The sequence below is a fragment of the Cupriavidus sp. LA-1 genome (assembly GCF_055385985.1).
Map to the genome: position 1 here is coordinate 2939491 of NZ_AP031387.1, position 15534 is coordinate 2955024.

Here is a 15534-nt window from a genome sequence, read left to right on the forward strand (position 1 = left end):
GCCAGCCCTGCGGCCCAAAATAAAACGGCCATGCACTGGCATGGCCGTCCCGGGTGACTGCGGTCAGTACATCAGTACGGCACCGCCATATCGTTGGCAACGCGCGCCCGGGCCCCCACCTGCAGCCCGTTGAGGTTGGCCTGCTGAACGGTGGCCATGCGCCCGTCGTCCAGCCGGACATTGACGCGGTAGGTAGTCTGCGAACTCGTGGTGGCACGCTTGTCGATCTGATTACCTGCCACGGCACCCAACACCGCGCCGCCGATGGTCGCTACGGTATTGCCGCGGCCGCCACCGACCTGATGGCCGAGCAGGCCGCCGGCGGCACCGCCGATCAGCGTACCCACCAGCCCGTTGCTGCTCTGCTGCTGCGACAGCGGCTCAATCGATTCCACGCGGCCAAAGTAGACCGCGCCCTGTGGCGCCTGCGAGACGTTCGGATTCTGATAGCCGGCGTTGGGCGGCGGGGCACCGTAGCCACCGTAGCCGTTGTTGTAGCCGCCGGGTGCCGCACAACCCGCCAGGACAGCGGCCGTGGCCGTTGCCACGGCAACGACACCGAGCCAGCGTTTGCGATTTTCTTGCATCAAATTCTCCTCTGTTGCTTGTCGAATACCAGGCAACGCATTCTGCGCTGCGCCCCGGCACAACCCTAAGAGCCCGCCACCGTGCACAAGGTTCCATTGTGTCGGATAAACGCCGACAGGCCAACGCGCAGCAGGCGTCATGCAAACCCCGGTCGCGTCCCTGTATAATGTCGCGCTTCGCTACGTAGAGCGTGTGCAATAATCCGCGCTACAATGCGCATTCTCCAGGAAGCGTGGCCGAGTGGTTTAAGGCAGCAGTCTTGAAAACTGCCGATGGGGTGACCCATCCGTGAGTTCGAATCTCACCGCTTCCGCCAGACAAGGAAAAAGGCCCGCACCAGTGACTGGTGCGGGCCTTTTTCATTTGCCTGGTTCGTCCAGGTCTTGCGTCAGCAGACGGTAGGCCTCGGCTTCCGAAATCTTGAGCCGATACTGACACGCCAGCACGCGCGCCAGGCCATGTGCCGCCTCCGGCGGGCTGTGCCGCAGCTGCACGCGGTAAGCCTCCACCTCATAGCGCAGGCGCCAGCGCCGGCTCGCCAGGTAGAGCACGCCCATCAGCCCCCAGCTGCGCCAGAACTGGCGCACATGCACTTTCTCATGCTCGATCAGCGCATCGCTGGCGCCGGGCCGCAGCAGGATCAGCGGGCCGGGCGTGAAGCCGTCAAACCCGCGCGGGATGAACCAGCGGGTTTCGACGACCAGGCACAGGGGGGACCAGCAATAGCGGAGCATGCACCTAGCATAGCGCGGAAGCCGATGCCCTGCCGCTGGCTCAGGCCGCCGCTTGGAGCGGCGCGGAAGCGGAGGCGGCCGGCACCCCGGCCTGCCCGCGTGAACGGCCGGAGCTCAGGTACCCCGCGATCGATTCCTGGGTCACTTCGCCCAGGTAGGCGCCGTCCGCGCCCATCACCGGCAGCCAGCTGGTGTTGTGCTGGTACATGCGCGACAGCACGATGCGCAGGTGCTCGTCGAAGGCCGCGGTGACGGCGAACGGGCGCATCACGTCGCTGCACTGGCCCTGGCCCGAACGCGCATCACGGCGCGTGACGTAGCCCAGCGCGACCTGCGCGTCGTCCACCACCGGCAGGTGGCGCACGTCGGCATCGTCCATCACCGCCAGTGCCTCGGCCAGTGGCATGCCGGGGCGGCAGCTCGGCGGCATGGTGGCGGCGTCGCCGGCGCGCACCAGCAGCAGGCGCTTGAGCGTGTTGTCGTGGCCGACGAAGGCCTGCACGAATTCATCGGCGGGATGCGCCAGCAGCGCGTCGGGGTGGTCGAACTGCACCAGCTTGCCGCGGCGGAACACCGCCACCTTGTCGGCCAGCTTGATGGCCTCGTCGATATCGTGCGAGACCATGATCACGGTCTTGCCGAGCTGGCGCTGCATCTGCAGGAATTCGTTCTGGATGCTCTCGCGGTTGATCGGGTCGACCGCGCCGAACGGTTCGTCCATCAGCAGCAGCGGCGCGTCGGCCGCCAGCGCGCGGATCACGCCGATGCGCTGCTGCTGGCCGCCGGACAGCTCGCGCGGATAGCGCGTCAGCAGCCGGTTGGGGTCTAGCTGCACCATCGCCATCAGTTCGCGCGCGCGCTCGCGACATTGCTGCTTGTCCCAGCCGAGCAGGCGCGGCACCACCATGATGTTTTCTTCGATGGTCATGTTGGGGAACAGGCCGATCTGCTGGATCACGTAGCCGATCTTGCGGCGCAGGGCCACGCCGTCAAGGCCGCGCGTGTCCTCGCCCTCGATGCGCACCGTGCCCGAGGTCGGCTCGATCAGCCGGTTGATCATCTTCAGCGTGGTGGTCTTGCCGCAGCCCGAGGGCCCGAGGAAGACGCAGATCTCGCCGCGCGGCACCGTCAGCGACACGGCATCGACCGCGCGCGTTTCCGTGCCGTCTTTCTGCGGGAAGGACTTGGTGAGTTGGTCGAGTTCGATCAAAGCCGGATTCCTTTCGGCGTCAGCGCCCGCTGCAGCCACTGCAGGAGGGCGTCCGCCACGATGGCAAGCAGGCTGACCAGGACCGCGCCCACGGCCAGCTTGCTCATGTTGCTCTGGCTGATCGCCTGCAGGATCAGCACCCCAAGGCCACCCGCGCCGATGATGGCGGCAATGGTGGCAACCCCGATATTCATCACCACGGCGGTACGCACCCCGCCGAGGATCACCGGCACCGCCAGCGGCAGGTCCACCAGCCGCATGCGTTGCCAGGTGGTCATGCCGATGCCGCGGCCCGCTTCCTGGATGCCGGGGTCGACATTGGCCAGCGCGGTGTAGGTGTTGCGCATGATCGGCAGCAGCGAGTACAGGAACACCGCCGTCACCGCGGGCACGTAGCCCAGCGCATGGCCGAAGCGCGCGAAGACCGGGATCATCAGCCCGAACAGCGCGATCGACGGCAGCGTCAGCACGATCGTCGCCAGCGCCAGCAGCGGCGTGGCCAGCGCCCGGAAGCGCGTGATCACGATGCCCAGCGGCACCCCGATCAGGATCGCCAGTCCCACCGCCGAGCCCACCAGCGCCAGGTGCTCGCCGGTCATCTTCAGCAGCGTGGGCCAGCTGTGTTGCAGGTAAGCGAACAGGTCCATGCCGCCCTCCTCAGATCAGTCCGTGGCCGCGCAGGAAATCCTCCGCCACCTTGTCCACCGGCTGCTGGCCGATGTCCACCTTGTAGTTCATCTCGGTCATGCTCTCGTTGTCGAGCGTGGCCGCGAGCGCGTTGAGCAGCGGCGCGAGTGGCGGATGCCGGTCCAGCACCGCCTTGCGCACCACCGGCACCGCGTTGTACGCCGGGAAGAAGTGCAGGTCGTCTTCCAGCAGCACCAGGTCGAAGCCCTTGACGCGGCCGTCGGTCGCATAGACCAGGCCCAGTTCCACCTGGTTGTTCTTCAGCGCCGTGTAGACCAGGCCCGGGTCGAGCTGGATCACGTCGCGGCGCGCGAACGGCAGCTTGTACAGCGCCTTGAGCGGCTCCAGGCCATCCGGGCGCGCCGCGAACTCCATGTCGACGGCGAACGGATGGCCGACCTCGGGGCCGGCGCGGCGCATCTGCGCGGCAAAGGCCGACAGTGTGGTCGCGCCACTGGCCGCCGCGCGCTCCCTGGGCATGGCCAGCGCGTAGGTGTTGTTGATGCCCGAGGCGTCCAGCCATACCAGCCCGCGCGCGCCATCCATCCGCCTGACGCGCTCGTAGCTCTCTTTGGCGTCGAGTTTCTCTTCGACCTTGTTGAACACGATCAGCGCGGTGCCGGTGTAGTCCCACACCACGTCGAGCTGGTTGCTCTCCATCGCCTGGCGCATCAGCGTGCTGCCCAGGCCGGCGGTAAGCTCGGTGGTGAAGCCCTTGGCGCGCAGGTACTTCGAAGTCATCGACGACAGCAGCAACTGCTCGGTGAAATTCTTGCCGCCCACGCGGATCGGCGCGTCTTCTGCATGCGCGTCAGGCGCAGTGGCCAGCGCCAGGCCCGCCGCAAAGGCGGTGACCGCCGCCACGACGATGGCGACGCGCCGGGCACGGCGGCGGATAAATTGCATTGGGTCTTTCATATTGGCCCCCAGGGTCAGCGCGCCAGGCCGCGGCGGCGCAGGTACAGCTGGCCGGCCGCGGCAAAGAGCGCGTCCAGTGCCAGCGCCAGCAGCGCCGTCGCGGCAGCGCCCAGCAGCAGCAGCGGCTGGTTGTTCAGGTAGATGCCCGGGAAGATCAGCTCGCCCAGGCTGTTGGCGCCGATCAGGAACGACAGCGGCACCGTGCCCACATTGATGACCAGCGCGATGCGGATGCCGGCCAGCATCACCGGCAGCGCGTTGGGCAGTTCCACGCGCACCAAGCGCTGCACCGGCGTCATGCCGATGCCGCGCGCCGCTTCCAGCAGCGTGGGCGAGACATTGCGCAGGCCCTCATAGGTGTTGCGCACGATCGGCAGCAGCGAGGCCAGCCACAGCGCCAGAATGGCGGGCCGCTCGCCGATGCCGAGCACGGCCAGGGCCAGCGCCAGCACCGCCAGCGACGGCACGGTATTGCCCACGTTGAAGACCTGCATCAGCCGGTCGGCCCAGCGGCGCATGCACGGGCGGCTCAGGGCGATGCCGGCGGGAATGCCGGTGGCCAGCGCCAGCGCCATCGACAGCACCACCAGGCGCAGGTGGTCGGCCACGTCGTAGAGCAGGCGCTCCTGGTACTGGCGGATCACATCGACGCCGATCCACGCCACCAGGGCAGCCAGCGCGGCAAGCGTCAGTCCTGCCCAGGCGCAGGCCCGTGCCGGTTGCTTTGACATAGTCTCCCCTTTTCCCAATCCGAAAAGCGCGCAACACGCCACTTTTCGACGATGGAAAACAATATGGGCTGGTGCGTGCGGAGATGGGGCGCCACCAGGCCCGGTTCAGATTGCATTGCCGCCATGACCGGCACGATTGCCGGCGGACGGTCTGTGGATTCCTCCGCCGTGGGCGGGGAGTCCGATTGACGGGAAGCCGGGTTGAACGGCAGTCCCTGAAGCGGCGCAACCGGCGGCGCAAGCATCGTTGCGATCGGTTGGCCAGTGGCAGCGCAAGTATTGAAATTTTCCGACGCGCCGCCGGTCCATCGGCCGTTGACTGGCAAGGGCTGGCGAGGTTTTTCCCACGCCACATCTCGCATCAACGGATGACAAAGAGAGCGTTATTATAGCGATCTTCATCGATCTTGTCATCTTCGCCGTTTCCGGCGCCGATCCTGGGCGAATTCGGGGACATCTCGCGGCATGTTCGGCGGGCACGAATCGCCATCCGAAGCCAGCCGTGATCGTTCCGAAATCACCATCACATACCAGCGACTTGGTACGCCCGCGGAACAATCTGTTGCCTTGGGACCCTCTACTCTTTCCGCGCCAAACCACTAAATTGACGAGGTAGCTGAAACGACGGGAACCGCCCGGCCATCGCCGCGCCGGACCCGCCTCACAGGAGAAAGACATGGACACCCGTACCACCCTCGCCACCGTTCCCGCCGCCGCCACGGAGACCGTGCAACGGTCGCGCACCGTGGACCGCGTTGTGCGGGGCATCGCCACCTCGGACGGCGCCGGCGTCAAGCTGACCCGCGTGCTGACGCAGAACCTGCAGCGCCGGCTGGACCCGTTCCTGATGCTCGATGCCTTCGGCACCGACAGCAAGGACGACTATATCGGCGGCTTCCCCGATCACCCGCACCGCGGCTTCGAGACCATCACCTACATGCTGGCCGGGCGCATGCGCCATCGCGACAGCGCCGGCAACGAGGGCCTGCTGCAGAACGGCGGCGCGCAGTGGATGGTGGCGGGCGCCGGCGTGATCCACTCGGAAATGCCCGAGCAGGAAGACGGTCGCATGGAGGGCTTCCAGCTGTGGCTGAACCTGCCGGCCGCGGACAAGATGACCGCGCCGTGGTACCGCGATCTGCCTGCCGCAGAGATCCCGACGGTGGCGCTGGACCATGGCGGCACGGTGCGCGTGCTGGCCGGCGCCACCCACGGCGTGGCCGGTGCGATCACGCGCCCGGTGACCGAGCCGGTCTACCTGGATGTGCACCTGCCGGCCGGCCAGACCTTTGCGCAGGCGCTGCCGGCCGGGCACAACTCGTTCCTCTATGTGTACCGGGGCGAGGTCTCGGTCGGCAGCGGCGACGACCGCGCCGTGCTCGAGGCCCAGCGCATGGGCGTGCTGGACAACGCCGGCCAGTCTGACGGCGTCATCGTCAAGGCCGAGGCCGACGCGCGCTTCCTGCTGATCGCGGGCCAGCCGCTGAACGAGCCGATCGCGCAGTACGGGCCGTTCGTGATGAACACGCAGGAGCAGATCTACCAGACGCTGGCGGATTTCCGCGACGGGCGCTTCGCCACCATTGCCGCCGCGACCGGCGCCTGACCCCTGCCGCCGTTCCAGTGCCAGCCGCTGGCTCCGCAAGGAGCCGGCGGCTTTTTTTCGTGCTGTGGCCGGCACGCGACTTGCAACCTCCCATAAACCGTTGCAGGGACTGGAAAGTCGCCGGATTCGGCCCGTCCGGCCCCCTGCCACTTATATAATTCTCCACAAATATCGGGCATCACCAGATCATGATGAATGCTGCAATGCGTCGCGGCGATGCTGCGCCACGCACTGCCGCGCTTTTGATGTATCCCACGTTGCTGCCACTACAACAACCCGAGCCGCCTCAGTGACATCACAACTCCCTCCCAGGCTGGCGCTGGCCCATATCAGCAAGCGCTACCCGGGCGTCGTCGCCAATGACGACGTCAGCCTCAGCGTCGCGCCCGGCGAGATCCATGCCGTGCTGGGCGAAAACGGCGCAGGCAAGTCCACCCTGATGAAGATCATCTTTGGCGCGGTCCGTCCCGACGCCGGCGAGATGCACTTCAACGGGGCGCCAGTCACCATCAACAGCCCGCACGATGCCCGCAACCTGGGCATCGCCATGGTGTTCCAGCATTTCTCGCTGTTCGACACGCTGACCGTGACCGAGAACATCGCACTCGGCCTTCCCGCCGGACAGCAAGGCAACATGAAGCAGCTGGCCGAGCGCATCCGCGCCACCGCCGAGCGCTACGGCCTGCCGCTGGAGCCGAACCGCCATGTGCATACGCTGTCGGTCGGCGAGCGCCAGCGCGTGGAGATCGTGCGCGCGCTGCTGGCCGATCCGCAGCTGCTGATCCTGGACGAACCCACCTCGGTGCTGACGCCGCAAGCGGTGGAAACGCTCTTCGTCACGCTGCGCCAGCTCGCGGCCGAAGGCACCAGCATCCTCTACATCAGCCACAAGCTCGACGAGATCCGCGCGCTGTGCCATCACGCGACCGTGATGCGCATGGGCAAGGTCACCGGCGTCTGCGATCCGCGCCAGGAAACCGCGGCGTCGCTGTCGCGCCTGATGATCGGCGGCGAGCCGCCGCGCGAAGCGCGTGTGGCCGCGGAACGCGGGCCGGTGCGGCTCAGCGTGCAGGACCTGTCGCTGCCGCGCGCGCATGCGTTCGCCACCGAGCTGAGCCGGATCGCGCTCGATGTCCACGCTGGCGAGATCGTCGGCATCGCCGGCGTGTCGGGCAACGGGCAGCAGGAACTGCTGGCCGCGCTGTCGGGCGAGGACACGCGCGCGGACCATATGTCCGTACAGCTTGGCGGCAAAGCGGTCGGCCGGCTCGATGCGCGCCAGCGCCGCCGCGCGGGTCTGGCCTTCGTGCCGGAAGAGCGCCTGGGCCGCGGCGCGGTGCCGGGCATGAGTCTGGCCACCAATATCCTGTTGTCGCACCAGACGCCGCCCTATGTGCGGCAAGGCATGATCTCGCCCAAAGCCGCCACCGGGCTGGCCACGGCGGTGATCAACCGCTTCCGCGTCAAGGCCAGCGGGCCGGACGCGCTGGCGCGCAGCCTGTCGGGCGGCAACCTGCAGAAATTCATTGTCGGCCGCGAGATCGAAAGCGGCCCGAAGGTACTGATCGTGGCGCAACCGACCTGGGGCGTGGACGTGGGCGCCGCGGCGCAGATCCACAACGAGATCCTGGCACTGAAGGCCACCGGCTGCGCCATCCTGGTGGTGTCGGAAGAACTCGACGAGCTGTTCGCGATCTGCGACCGGCTGCACGTGATCGCCAAGGGCCGGCTGTCGCCGTCGGTGCCGACCGAAACCGCCACGCGCGAGCAGGTCGGCATGTGGATGAGCGGACTGTGGGAGGGCGGGCCCGCCCAGGCGCATGCCGGCGCGGAGGTGGCAAGCCATGGCTGATGTGCGACACCTGCTGCCCCGCTCCCCCCTCTCCCTGGCGCCGCGCGGCGTGCCCTCGCGCGCCATGGCCTATGCCTCGCCGGTGATCGCGCTGGCGCTGACGCTGTTGTTCGGCGCGTTGCTGTTCCTGGTGCTCGGCAAGGACCCGGTGGCCGCGCTCAAGGTCTTCCTGGCCGATCCGCTGCGCGACAAACGCGCCATTGGCGAAGTCCTGCTCAAGACCGTGCCGCTGGTGCTGTGCGCGCTCGGCCTGTCGGTGTGCTATCGCGCCAACGTGTGGAATATCGGCGCCGACGGGCAGCTGATTGCCGGCGGCATCTGCGCGGGCGCCACGGTTCTTTACTTCGACGTGCCGGGCCAGGCCGTGAACGGCACCGTGGTGCTGGTGCTGGCCTCGCTGGCCGGCATGGTCGGCGGCATGCTGTGGGCCTCGCTCGCGGCGGTGCTCAAGGACCGGTTCAACGCCAATGAGATCCTGGTCTCGCTGATGCTCACCTATATCGCGCAGCAGTTGCTGCTGTGGGTGGTCAACGGGCCGCTGAAGGATCCCAACGGCATGAACTTCCCGCAATCGAAGGTGTTCTCGTCCGAGTACCTGCTGCCCAACCTGATGTCGGGCTCGCGCCTGCATGCCGGCTTTGTCGTGATGCTGGTGCTGGTGGCTGTGATGACCGTGTTCGTGTTCCGCAGCTTCGCGGGCTATCGGCTGCAGGTAGGCGGCACCGCACCGGCGGCGGCGCGCTACGCCGGCTTCTCGGCGCGCAGCGCGCTGTGGAGCGCGCTGCTGATCTCGGGCGCCACCGCGGGCCTGGCCGGCGCGTTCGAAGTGACCGGGCCAATCGGCCAGCTGCTGCCGTCGATCTCGCCGGGCTATGGCTTCACCGCCATCATCGTCGCCTTTATCGGCCGGCTGCATCCGCTCGGCACCGTCTTCGGCGGCATCATGATGTCGCTGTTCTATATCGGCGGCGAGATGGCGCAATCGCGCCTGGGCCTGCCGTCGGCCATTGGCTGGGTGTTCCAGGGCATGCTGCTGTTCTTCCTGCTGGCCTGCGACACGCTGATCGAAAACCGCCTGCGCTGGCGCGCCACCACGGCCTGAGCGGAGCAACAGAACAATATGGAACAACTCGCTCCACTCATCGCCACCGCCATCAACGCCGGCACGCCGCTACTGCTGGCCGCGCTGGGCCTGCTGATCAACGAACGCTCGGGCGTGCTCAACCTGGGCGCCGAAGGCATGATGCTGGTGGCCGCGGTGGCCGGCTTCATGGTCGGCTACCAGACCCAGTCGCCGCTGCTCGGCTTTGCCGCCGGCGCGCTCGCCGGCATGCTGATGGCCACGCTGTTCTCGTGGCTGGCGCTGGTGCTGGCCACCAACCAGGTCGCCACCGGCCTGGCGCTGTCGATCTTCGGCACCGGCCTGTCGGCCTTCATGGGCCAGCGCTTTGTCGGCTTCGCCATGCCGGCGCAGGCCAAGGCCGTGCCCGGCCTGGCCGACCTGCCCTTCGTCGGCCCGGCCTTCTTCCAGCATCACTGGATGGTGTATTTCAGCCTGCTGCTGTGCCTTGCCATCATGTGGTTCCTGTTCCGCACGCGCGCGGGGCTGACACTGCGCGCGATCGGCGAATCGCCGGAATCGGCGCACGCGCTGGGCTACCCGGTGCGCACCATTCGCTTTGCCGCGCTGCTGTTCGGCGGCGCCTGCTGCGGGCTGGCCGGCGCCTACCTGTCGCTGGTGTACACGCCGATGTGGGTCGAGAACCTGGTCGCCGGACGCGGCTGGATCGCGCTGGCGCTGACCACCTTCGCCACCTGGCGCCCGGGCCGCGTGCTGGTGGGCGCGTGGCTGTTCGGCGGCGTGACCATCCTGCAGTTCTACCTGCAGGGCATTGGCGTATCGGTGCCGTCGCAGTTCCTGTCGATGCTGCCGTACGCGGCCACCATCGTGGTGCTGGCGCTGATCTCGCGCAACCCGGCCTGGATTCGCCTGAACATGCCGGCATCGCTGGGCAAGCCGTTCCGCCCGGGCAATGCCTGATCGCTTTTCTGACGGAAATCCCTGAGCTACCAACAATTCACACAAGGAGAAATCATGATCGTCACGCGCAGGAAGACCCTGGCGGCACTTGCCGCCACCGCGTTGCTGGCCCTGGCCGGCTGCGGCAAGAAGGAAGCCGAGAAGCCTGCCGAGACTGCGGCCCCGGCTTCCGCACCTGCTGCCGAGCAGAAGGCCGAACCGCTCAAGGTCGCCTTCGTCTATATCGGGCCGGTGGGCGATGCCGGCTGGACCTACGCGCACGACGCCGGCCGCAAGGCCGTGGAAGCGAAGTTCGGCGACAAGGTCAAGACCACCTTCGTCGAGAACGTGCCCGAGTCCGCCGCCGACGCCGAGCGTGTATTCCGCGACCTGGCCAGCCAGGGCAACAAGCTGATCTTCGGCACCACCTTCGGCTACATGGAGTCGATGCTCAAGGTCGCCAAGGAATTCCCGGACGTGAAGTTCGAGCATGCCACCGGCTTCAAGACCGCCGAGAACCTGGCCCAGTACGACGTGCGCACCTATGAAGGCGCCTACCTGGCCGGCGTGGTCGCCGGCAAGATGAGCAAGACCGGCAAGATGGGCGTGGTGGCATCGGTGCCCATTCCCGAGGTGATCCGCAATATCGACTCGTTCACGCTGGGCGCGCGCAGCGTCAACCCCAAGGCCACGGTCAAGGTAGTGTGGGTCAACAAGTGGTTCGATCCGGGCAAGGAGCGCGAAGCCGCCACCACGCTGATCGGCCAGGGCGTGGACATGCTGATGCAGAACACCGACTCCGCCGCCGTGGTGCAGACCGCGCAGGAGAAGGGGGTGTACGCCTTCGGCTGGGACAGCAACATGAGCAAGTTCGGCGAGAAGGCCCACCTGGCCGCCTCGGAAATCTCTTGGGGCGTCTACTACAACAAGGTGGTCGAAGACGTGCTCAACAAGCAGTGGAAGAACAACACCACGTGGTGGGGCCTGAAGGAAGGCATGATCGACCTGAAGGACTTCAACCCCGTCGTGTCTGAGGATGCGAAGAAGCTGGTCGAAGAGCGCCGCAAAGGCGTGATCGACGGCACCGCGCCGATCTGGAAGGGTCCGATCAAGGACAACACCGGCAAGGAACAGCTCGCCAAGGACCAAGTTGCCGACGATGGCTTCCTGCACGGCATCAAGTTCTACGTCGAAGGCGTGGAAGGCAAGATTCCGGGCTGATCGCCGGTGCTTGCTGCGCCGCGTGCCACCCTGGCGCGCGGCTTTGCCCCCGCACGCCTGCGGGGGCGTATCGTTCACTCCCCCACTTCTCGGCCCGCTACGGCCGCTCCGATCCCATCCGGAACTTGAAGCCGTCTCAAACGGCCCAAGCTATCTGTGCATGCGCCAGTGACCGGCGCCCGCAATGTGAAGGAGGCCTCTCATGTGGAAGCGATTTTCGGCCCTGTTGACGCTGGTTCGCCGTGACGGCCGCCTGTTCTGGTATGCGCTGCGCCATCCGGACGCGCCGGCCTGGCTCAAGCCCGCCGCCATCGGGCTGTTGCTCTACGCGATCTCGCCGATCGACCTGATCCCCGACTTTATCGCCGGCCTTGGCCTCGTGGATGACGTGGTCCTGATTCCACTGGCCGTGCACCTGATCCTCAAGCGCCTGCCGCCGCATATCCTGCGCCAGGCCGAAGCGCGGGCCACGGCCACCACGGCCAGGCCGTACTGATCCCGCCGGTTTGAAAGCACAAAGCCCCCGGGGCAGCCAGGCTGCGCCGGGGGCTTTGCAATGCAGCGCTGCGTCAGTTCGGCAGCAGGATGGTCGAGCCGGTGGTCTTGCGCGACTCCAGGTCACGGTGCGCCTGCGCCACCTCCGACAGCGCGTAGCGCTGGCGGATGTCGATCTTCACCTTGCCGGTGGCCACGGCGTCGAACAGGTCGGCCACCATCGGCTCCAGCAGTTCGCGATGCACCACGTAGGTCATCAGCGTGGGGCGCGTCAGCCGCAGCGAACCCTTGCCGCCCAGCACCGACAGATCGAACGGCGGCACCGGGCCCGAGGCGTTGCCGAAGCTGACCATGGTCCCGCGCGGCGCCAGGCAGTCGAGCGAGCCCTCGAATGTGTCCTTGCCGATCGAGTCATAGACCGCCTGCACGCCCTTGCCGTTGGTGATCTCCTTGACGCGGTCCACAAACGACTCACGGGTGTAGACGATGGTGTGGGCGCAGCCGTTGGCGCGCGCCAGCTCGGCCTTCTCGTCGCTGCCGACGGTGCCGATCACGGTCACGCCCAGCGCCTTGAGCCACTGGCTGGCAATCAGGCCGACACCGCCCGCTGCCGCATGCAGCAGCACCGTGTCGCCCGGCTGCGCCTTGAAGCTGTCGCGAATCAGGTATTGCGCGGTCAGGCCCTGCAGCATCATCGCCGCGGCGGTGTCGAACGGGATCGCGTCGGGCAGGCGCACGACGATGTCGGCCGGCATCACGCGCACCTGCGCATAGGCGCCGTTGGGGCGGCCGGCGTAGGCCACGCGGTCGCCCACGGCAACGTGGCGCACGCCCTCGCCCACCGCCTCGACCACGCCCGCGCCTTCCATGCCCAGCCCGCCCGGCAGCGGCTGCTTGTACAGCCCCGTGCGGAAATAGACATCGATGTAGTTCAGGCCCACCGCCTCATGGCGCACGCGCACTTCGCCGGGGCCGGGATCGCCCACTTCGACATCGACCCACTGCATGACTTCAGGACCGCCAGTCTGCTCGATCCGGATGGCTTTGCTCATTTGTGTCGCTCCTCGTTAGGGTGCTGCATCGATGGGAACTCAGTTGCCGGCTTCCGCCTCGCGCGTCAGCCCGGCGATCATCAGCTCGGCGGAGGCCACGTTGGTGGCGCATGGCACGTTGTGCACGTCGCAGGCGCGCACCAGCGCGTTGATATCGGGTTCGTGCGGCTGCGGCGTCATCGGGTCGCGCAGGAACACCACGGCGCGCACCTCGCCTACGGCGAGTTGCGCGCCGATCTGCAGGTCACCGCCCCACGGCCCGGACAGCATCCGCGTCACCTCCAGCCCGACCTCGTCGATCAGGCGCCCGCCGGTGGTGCCGGTGGCCAGCAGCTCGCACTGCGAGAGGAAGGCGCGGTGGCGCGTGGCGAAGGCGACGATATCGTCCTTCTTGTGGTCATGGGCGATCAGCGCGATGCGGGGGCGAGTCATCAGGGGTTCCTTGTTGCGGGGTCGGTGAACGTCAGGAAACAAGAGCAGGCAGCGGGATCAGAAGGTGCCCGGGTAGGCGCCGCCATCGAGCAGGATATTCTGCCCGGTGATGTAGCCGGCATGGCGGCTGCACAGGAAGGCGCAGGTGGCACCGAACTCGGCCGGCTCGCCGAAGCGGCGCGACGGGTTCGCCGCGGCACGGCGCTGCGCCACCTCATCCACGGTCAGGCCGGCCTTCTTGGCGCCGCCTTCCATGGTCTTGAGCAGGCGGTCGGTGTTGAACGGGCCCGGCAGCAGGTTGTTGATGGTCACGCCATGCTGCGCCACTTCGCGCGCCACGCCGGCGACAAAGCCGGTCAGGCCCGAGCGCGCGCCGTTGGACAGGCCCAGCACGTCGATCGGCGCCTTGACCGCGCCACTGGTGATATTGATGATGCGGCCCCATTTGCGTGCGATCATGCCGTCGACGGTGGCCTTGATCAGCTCGATCGGGGTCAGCATATTGGCGTCGAGCGCGGCCAGCCAGTCGCTGCGCTCCCAGTCGCGGAAGTTGCCCGGGGGCGGGCCGCCGGCATTGTTCACCAGGATGTCGAGGTCGCCCAGCTTGGCCACCGCGTCCAGTGCCGCCTTGCGGCCGTCCGGCGTGGTGATGTCGGTCGCCACCGCGATCACGCGGCGGCCATGGCGCGCGCGCAGGCCGGCGGCGGCCTTCTCCAGCGCCTCGGCGCCGCGCGCCACGATCACCACGTCAACACCCTCGGCCGCCAGCGCATCGGCGCAGGCAAAGCCCAGGCCCTTGCTGGCGCCGCATACCAGCGCATGCTTGCCGCGCAGTCCCAGATCCATGTCTTTCTCCTTTGACTGTTGTCTTTGGCGGGCCGTGCCGGTTGTCTTTGGCGGGCCGGCCCCGAATCACTATTTTTTTGCCGACAGCAAATACATGCCGCCCATCACCAGCGCGCTGCCGGCCAGCTGCACGCCGCTGATGGGCTCGCCCAGCAACCAGAAGCCCAGCAACAGCGTCGACACCGGGCCGACCATGCCGGCCTGCGACGCCATCGGCGCGCCGATGCGCGACACCGCCACCATGGTCAGCGATACCGGCAGCACGGTGCAGAACACCGCATTGATGAGTGACAGCCACATCACCGGCGCGGGCTGCGCCAGTTCCGCCACCGGCCGGCCCAGCGCCAGGTACTGGATCACGCAGCAGGCGGTCGAGACGCACATGGCATACGCCACCAGCCGCAGCGAGCCGATGCGCCGCACCAGCTCGCCGCTCAGGATCAGGTAGATACCATAGGTCATGGCACTGGCCAGCACCAGCGCCCCGCCCAGCCACACCTGGCCGCCGCTGACATCGAGGTCGTGCGCGAACACCAGCACGATGCCGGCATAGGCCAGCAGCAGCGACACCCATTGGCGTTTGGCGATCGGCCGGCGGAACACCAGCGCCGTGGTCAGCAGCACGAACGACGGCGTCAGGAACAGGATCAGCCGCTCCAGCCCGGCGGTGATGTATTGCAGGCCGATGAAATCGAGGAAGCTCGACAGGTAGTAGCCGATAAAGCCGAGAAACACCACGCGGCCCCGGTCCGCCCACGACAGCGGCGCCAGCCGGCGCGACTGCCACCAGCCGATCGCCATGAACAGCGGCACCGCGAACAGCATGCGCAGCGTGATCACCATCACGGCATCGACGTGGTAGCGGTACATCAGCTTGGCGACAATCGCCTTGGCGGAAAACAGCACCGCGCCGACGGCGGCGATGACAAGCCCAGAGCGCTGCGGCGACGGCAGCGCGGCAGGTACGGCGAGAGACTTCTGGGAGGCGGGCACGGGGAATACGAGGGAAAGCGGACCGGCACGGCGGCCCCGCGAAACGACCCGACGATTGTATTCGAAAAGACGCAAGGGCATCGGGCGTCGCTCCGGCGGCCCAGGGGCACCTTCCGGCCACCTTCGCGCCACCTTCCTCGGTATACTCT

Annotated in this window: 16 protein-coding genes and 1 tRNA gene; 7 read left to right on the forward strand and 10 right to left on the reverse strand. The window is 67.4% G+C overall.

Annotated features, from left to right (window positions below):
• Positions 1–71 precede the first annotated feature (71 nt).
• On the reverse strand, positions 72–587 hold the full coding sequence (locus ACZ5MJ_RS13750) for an outer membrane lipoprotein (RefSeq protein WP_464220011.1): 516 nt from the start codon (positions 585–587) through the stop codon (positions 72–74).
• A gap of 227 nt (positions 588–814) precedes the next feature.
• Between ACZ5MJ_RS13750 and ACZ5MJ_RS13755 the strand changes: the two genes are divergently transcribed.
• Positions 815–904: transfer RNA gene (locus ACZ5MJ_RS13755), tRNA-Ser, on the forward strand.
• Between the two features lie 43 nt (positions 905–947).
• Here the strand turns inward: ACZ5MJ_RS13755 and ACZ5MJ_RS13760 are convergent.
• Genes ACZ5MJ_RS13760 through ACZ5MJ_RS13780 form a run of 5 tightly spaced genes read right to left on the reverse strand, consistent with a single transcriptional unit; the run spans position 948 to position 4868 of the window.
• Positions 948–1322, reverse strand: a complete 375-nt coding sequence (locus ACZ5MJ_RS13760; protein WP_464220013.1) for a hypothetical protein — start codon at positions 1320–1322, stop codon at positions 948–950.
• 40 nt (positions 1323–1362) lie between these two features.
• Positions 1363–2532 carry an osmoprotectant ABC transporter ATP-binding protein OsmV gene (locus tag ACZ5MJ_RS13765; protein WP_464220014.1) on the reverse strand — a complete coding sequence of 390 codons (1170 nt, stop codon included), beginning with the start codon at positions 2530–2532 and terminating at the stop codon, positions 1363–1365.
• Positions 2529–3179, reverse strand: coding sequence for an ABC transporter permease (locus ACZ5MJ_RS13770; RefSeq protein ID WP_464220015.1), 651 nt, complete (start codon positions 3177–3179; stop codon positions 2529–2531). The genes ACZ5MJ_RS13765 and ACZ5MJ_RS13770 overlap by 4 nt, the downstream gene beginning before the upstream one ends.
• A gap of 10 nt (positions 3180–3189) precedes the next feature.
• The gene (locus ACZ5MJ_RS13775) at positions 3190–4125 is read right to left on the reverse strand and encodes a glycine betaine ABC transporter substrate-binding protein (RefSeq protein ID WP_464220017.1); all 936 of its coding nucleotides are present in this window, start codon (positions 4123–4125) and stop codon (positions 3190–3192) included.
• 26 nt (positions 4126–4151) lie between these two features.
• Positions 4152–4868 carry an ABC transporter permease gene (locus ACZ5MJ_RS13780; RefSeq protein WP_464220019.1) on the reverse strand — a complete coding sequence of 239 codons (717 nt, stop codon included), beginning with the start codon at positions 4866–4868 and terminating at the stop codon, positions 4152–4154.
• 676 nt (positions 4869–5544) lie between these two features.
• Between ACZ5MJ_RS13780 and ACZ5MJ_RS13785 the strand changes: the two genes are divergently transcribed.
• The 6 genes from ACZ5MJ_RS13785 to ACZ5MJ_RS13810 all read left to right on the forward strand — a co-directional run bounded on the left by ACZ5MJ_RS13785 (position 5545) and on the right by ACZ5MJ_RS13810 (position 12063).
• On the forward strand, positions 5545–6474 hold the full coding sequence (locus ACZ5MJ_RS13785; protein ID WP_464220020.1) for a pirin family protein: 930 nt from the start codon (positions 5545–5547) through the stop codon (positions 6472–6474).
• A 289-nt stretch (positions 6475–6763) separates the two neighbouring features.
• The gene (locus ACZ5MJ_RS13790) at positions 6764–8326 is read left to right on the forward strand and encodes an ABC transporter ATP-binding protein (RefSeq protein ID WP_464220022.1); all 1563 of its coding nucleotides are present in this window, start codon (positions 6764–6766) and stop codon (positions 8324–8326) included.
• The gene (locus tag ACZ5MJ_RS13795; RefSeq protein ID WP_464220023.1) at positions 8319–9428 is read left to right on the forward strand and encodes an ABC transporter permease; all 1110 of its coding nucleotides are present in this window, start codon (positions 8319–8321) and stop codon (positions 9426–9428) included. Before ACZ5MJ_RS13790 ends, ACZ5MJ_RS13795 begins: the two co-directional genes overlap by 8 nt.
• Before the next feature lie 18 nt (positions 9429–9446).
• The gene (locus ACZ5MJ_RS13800; RefSeq protein WP_432259547.1) at positions 9447–10367 is read left to right on the forward strand and encodes an ABC transporter permease; all 921 of its coding nucleotides are present in this window, start codon (positions 9447–9449) and stop codon (positions 10365–10367) included.
• 54 nt (positions 10368–10421) lie between these two features.
• Complete coding sequence (locus ACZ5MJ_RS13805) at positions 10422–11567, forward strand: BMP family ABC transporter substrate-binding protein (RefSeq protein ID WP_432259546.1); 1146 nt, start codon at positions 10422–10424, stop codon at positions 11565–11567.
• A 202-nt stretch (positions 11568–11769) separates the two neighbouring features.
• Positions 11770–12063: a YkvA family protein gene (locus ACZ5MJ_RS13810; RefSeq protein WP_464220025.1), complete on the forward strand. Its 294-nt coding sequence runs from the start codon at positions 11770–11772 to the stop codon at positions 12061–12063.
• 73 nt (positions 12064–12136) lie between these two features.
• Here ACZ5MJ_RS13810 and ACZ5MJ_RS13815 read toward each other — a convergent pair whose 3' ends face one another.
• From ACZ5MJ_RS13815 to ACZ5MJ_RS13830, 4 genes are all read right to left on the reverse strand, one after another.
• Complete coding sequence (locus tag ACZ5MJ_RS13815; RefSeq protein WP_464220027.1) at positions 12137–13114, reverse strand: quinone oxidoreductase family protein; 978 nt, start codon at positions 13112–13114, stop codon at positions 12137–12139.
• Positions 13115–13153: 39 nt separating this feature from the next.
• Positions 13154–13546 (reverse strand): methylglyoxal synthase, encoded by a 393-nt coding sequence (locus ACZ5MJ_RS13820; RefSeq protein WP_464220029.1) that lies wholly within the window; start codon positions 13544–13546, stop codon positions 13154–13156.
• Between the two features lie 57 nt (positions 13547–13603).
• Positions 13604–14392 carry an SDR family oxidoreductase gene (locus ACZ5MJ_RS13825; protein WP_464220030.1) on the reverse strand — a complete coding sequence of 263 codons (789 nt, stop codon included), beginning with the start codon at positions 14390–14392 and terminating at the stop codon, positions 13604–13606.
• Positions 14393–14461: 69 nt separating this feature from the next.
• Positions 14462–15346: a DMT family transporter gene (locus ACZ5MJ_RS13830; protein ID WP_464223723.1), complete on the reverse strand. Its 885-nt coding sequence runs from the start codon at positions 15344–15346 to the stop codon at positions 14462–14464.
• Positions 15347–15534: the final 188 nt, after the last annotated feature.

Bases quoted from the DNA above. Each gene is read 5' to 3' on its own strand.
- ACZ5MJ_RS13805 (WP_432259546.1), top strand. From the start codon at position 10,422: ATGATCGTCACGCGCAGGAAGACCCTGGCGGCACTTGCCGCCACCGCG.
- ACZ5MJ_RS13775 (WP_464220017.1), bottom strand. From the start codon at position 4,125: ATGCAATTTATCCGCCGCCGTGCCCGGCGCGTCGCCATCGTCGTGGCG.
- ACZ5MJ_RS13795 (WP_464220023.1), top strand. From the start codon at position 8,319: ATGGCTGATGTGCGACACCTGCTGCCCCGCTCCCCCCTCTCCCTGGCG.
- ACZ5MJ_RS13810 (WP_464220025.1), top strand. From the start codon at position 11,770: ATGTGGAAGCGATTTTCGGCCCTGTTGACGCTGGTTCGCCGTGACGGC.
- ACZ5MJ_RS13825 (WP_464220030.1), bottom strand. From the start codon at position 14,392: ATGGATCTGGGACTGCGCGGCAAGCATGCGCTGGTATGCGGCGCCAGC.
- ACZ5MJ_RS13785 (WP_464220020.1), top strand. From the start codon at position 5,545: ATGGACACCCGTACCACCCTCGCCACCGTTCCCGCCGCCGCCACGGAG.
- ACZ5MJ_RS13760 (WP_464220013.1), bottom strand. From the start codon at position 1,322: ATGCTCCGCTATTGCTGGTCCCCCCTGTGCCTGGTCGTCGAAACCCGC.
- ACZ5MJ_RS13820 (WP_464220029.1), bottom strand. From the start codon at position 13,546: ATGACTCGCCCCCGCATCGCGCTGATCGCCCATGACCACAAGAAGGAC.
- ACZ5MJ_RS13800 (WP_432259547.1), top strand. From the start codon at position 9,447: ATGGAACAACTCGCTCCACTCATCGCCACCGCCATCAACGCCGGCACG.
- ACZ5MJ_RS13750 (WP_464220011.1), bottom strand. From the start codon at position 587: ATGCAAGAAAATCGCAAACGCTGGCTCGGTGTCGTTGCCGTGGCAACG.
- ACZ5MJ_RS13780 (WP_464220019.1), bottom strand. From the start codon at position 4,868: ATGTCAAAGCAACCGGCACGGGCCTGCGCCTGGGCAGGACTGACGCTT.
- ACZ5MJ_RS13815 (WP_464220027.1), bottom strand. From the start codon at position 13,114: ATGAGCAAAGCCATCCGGATCGAGCAGACTGGCGGTCCTGAAGTCATG.
- ACZ5MJ_RS13770 (WP_464220015.1), bottom strand. From the start codon at position 3,179: ATGGACCTGTTCGCTTACCTGCAACACAGCTGGCCCACGCTGCTGAAG.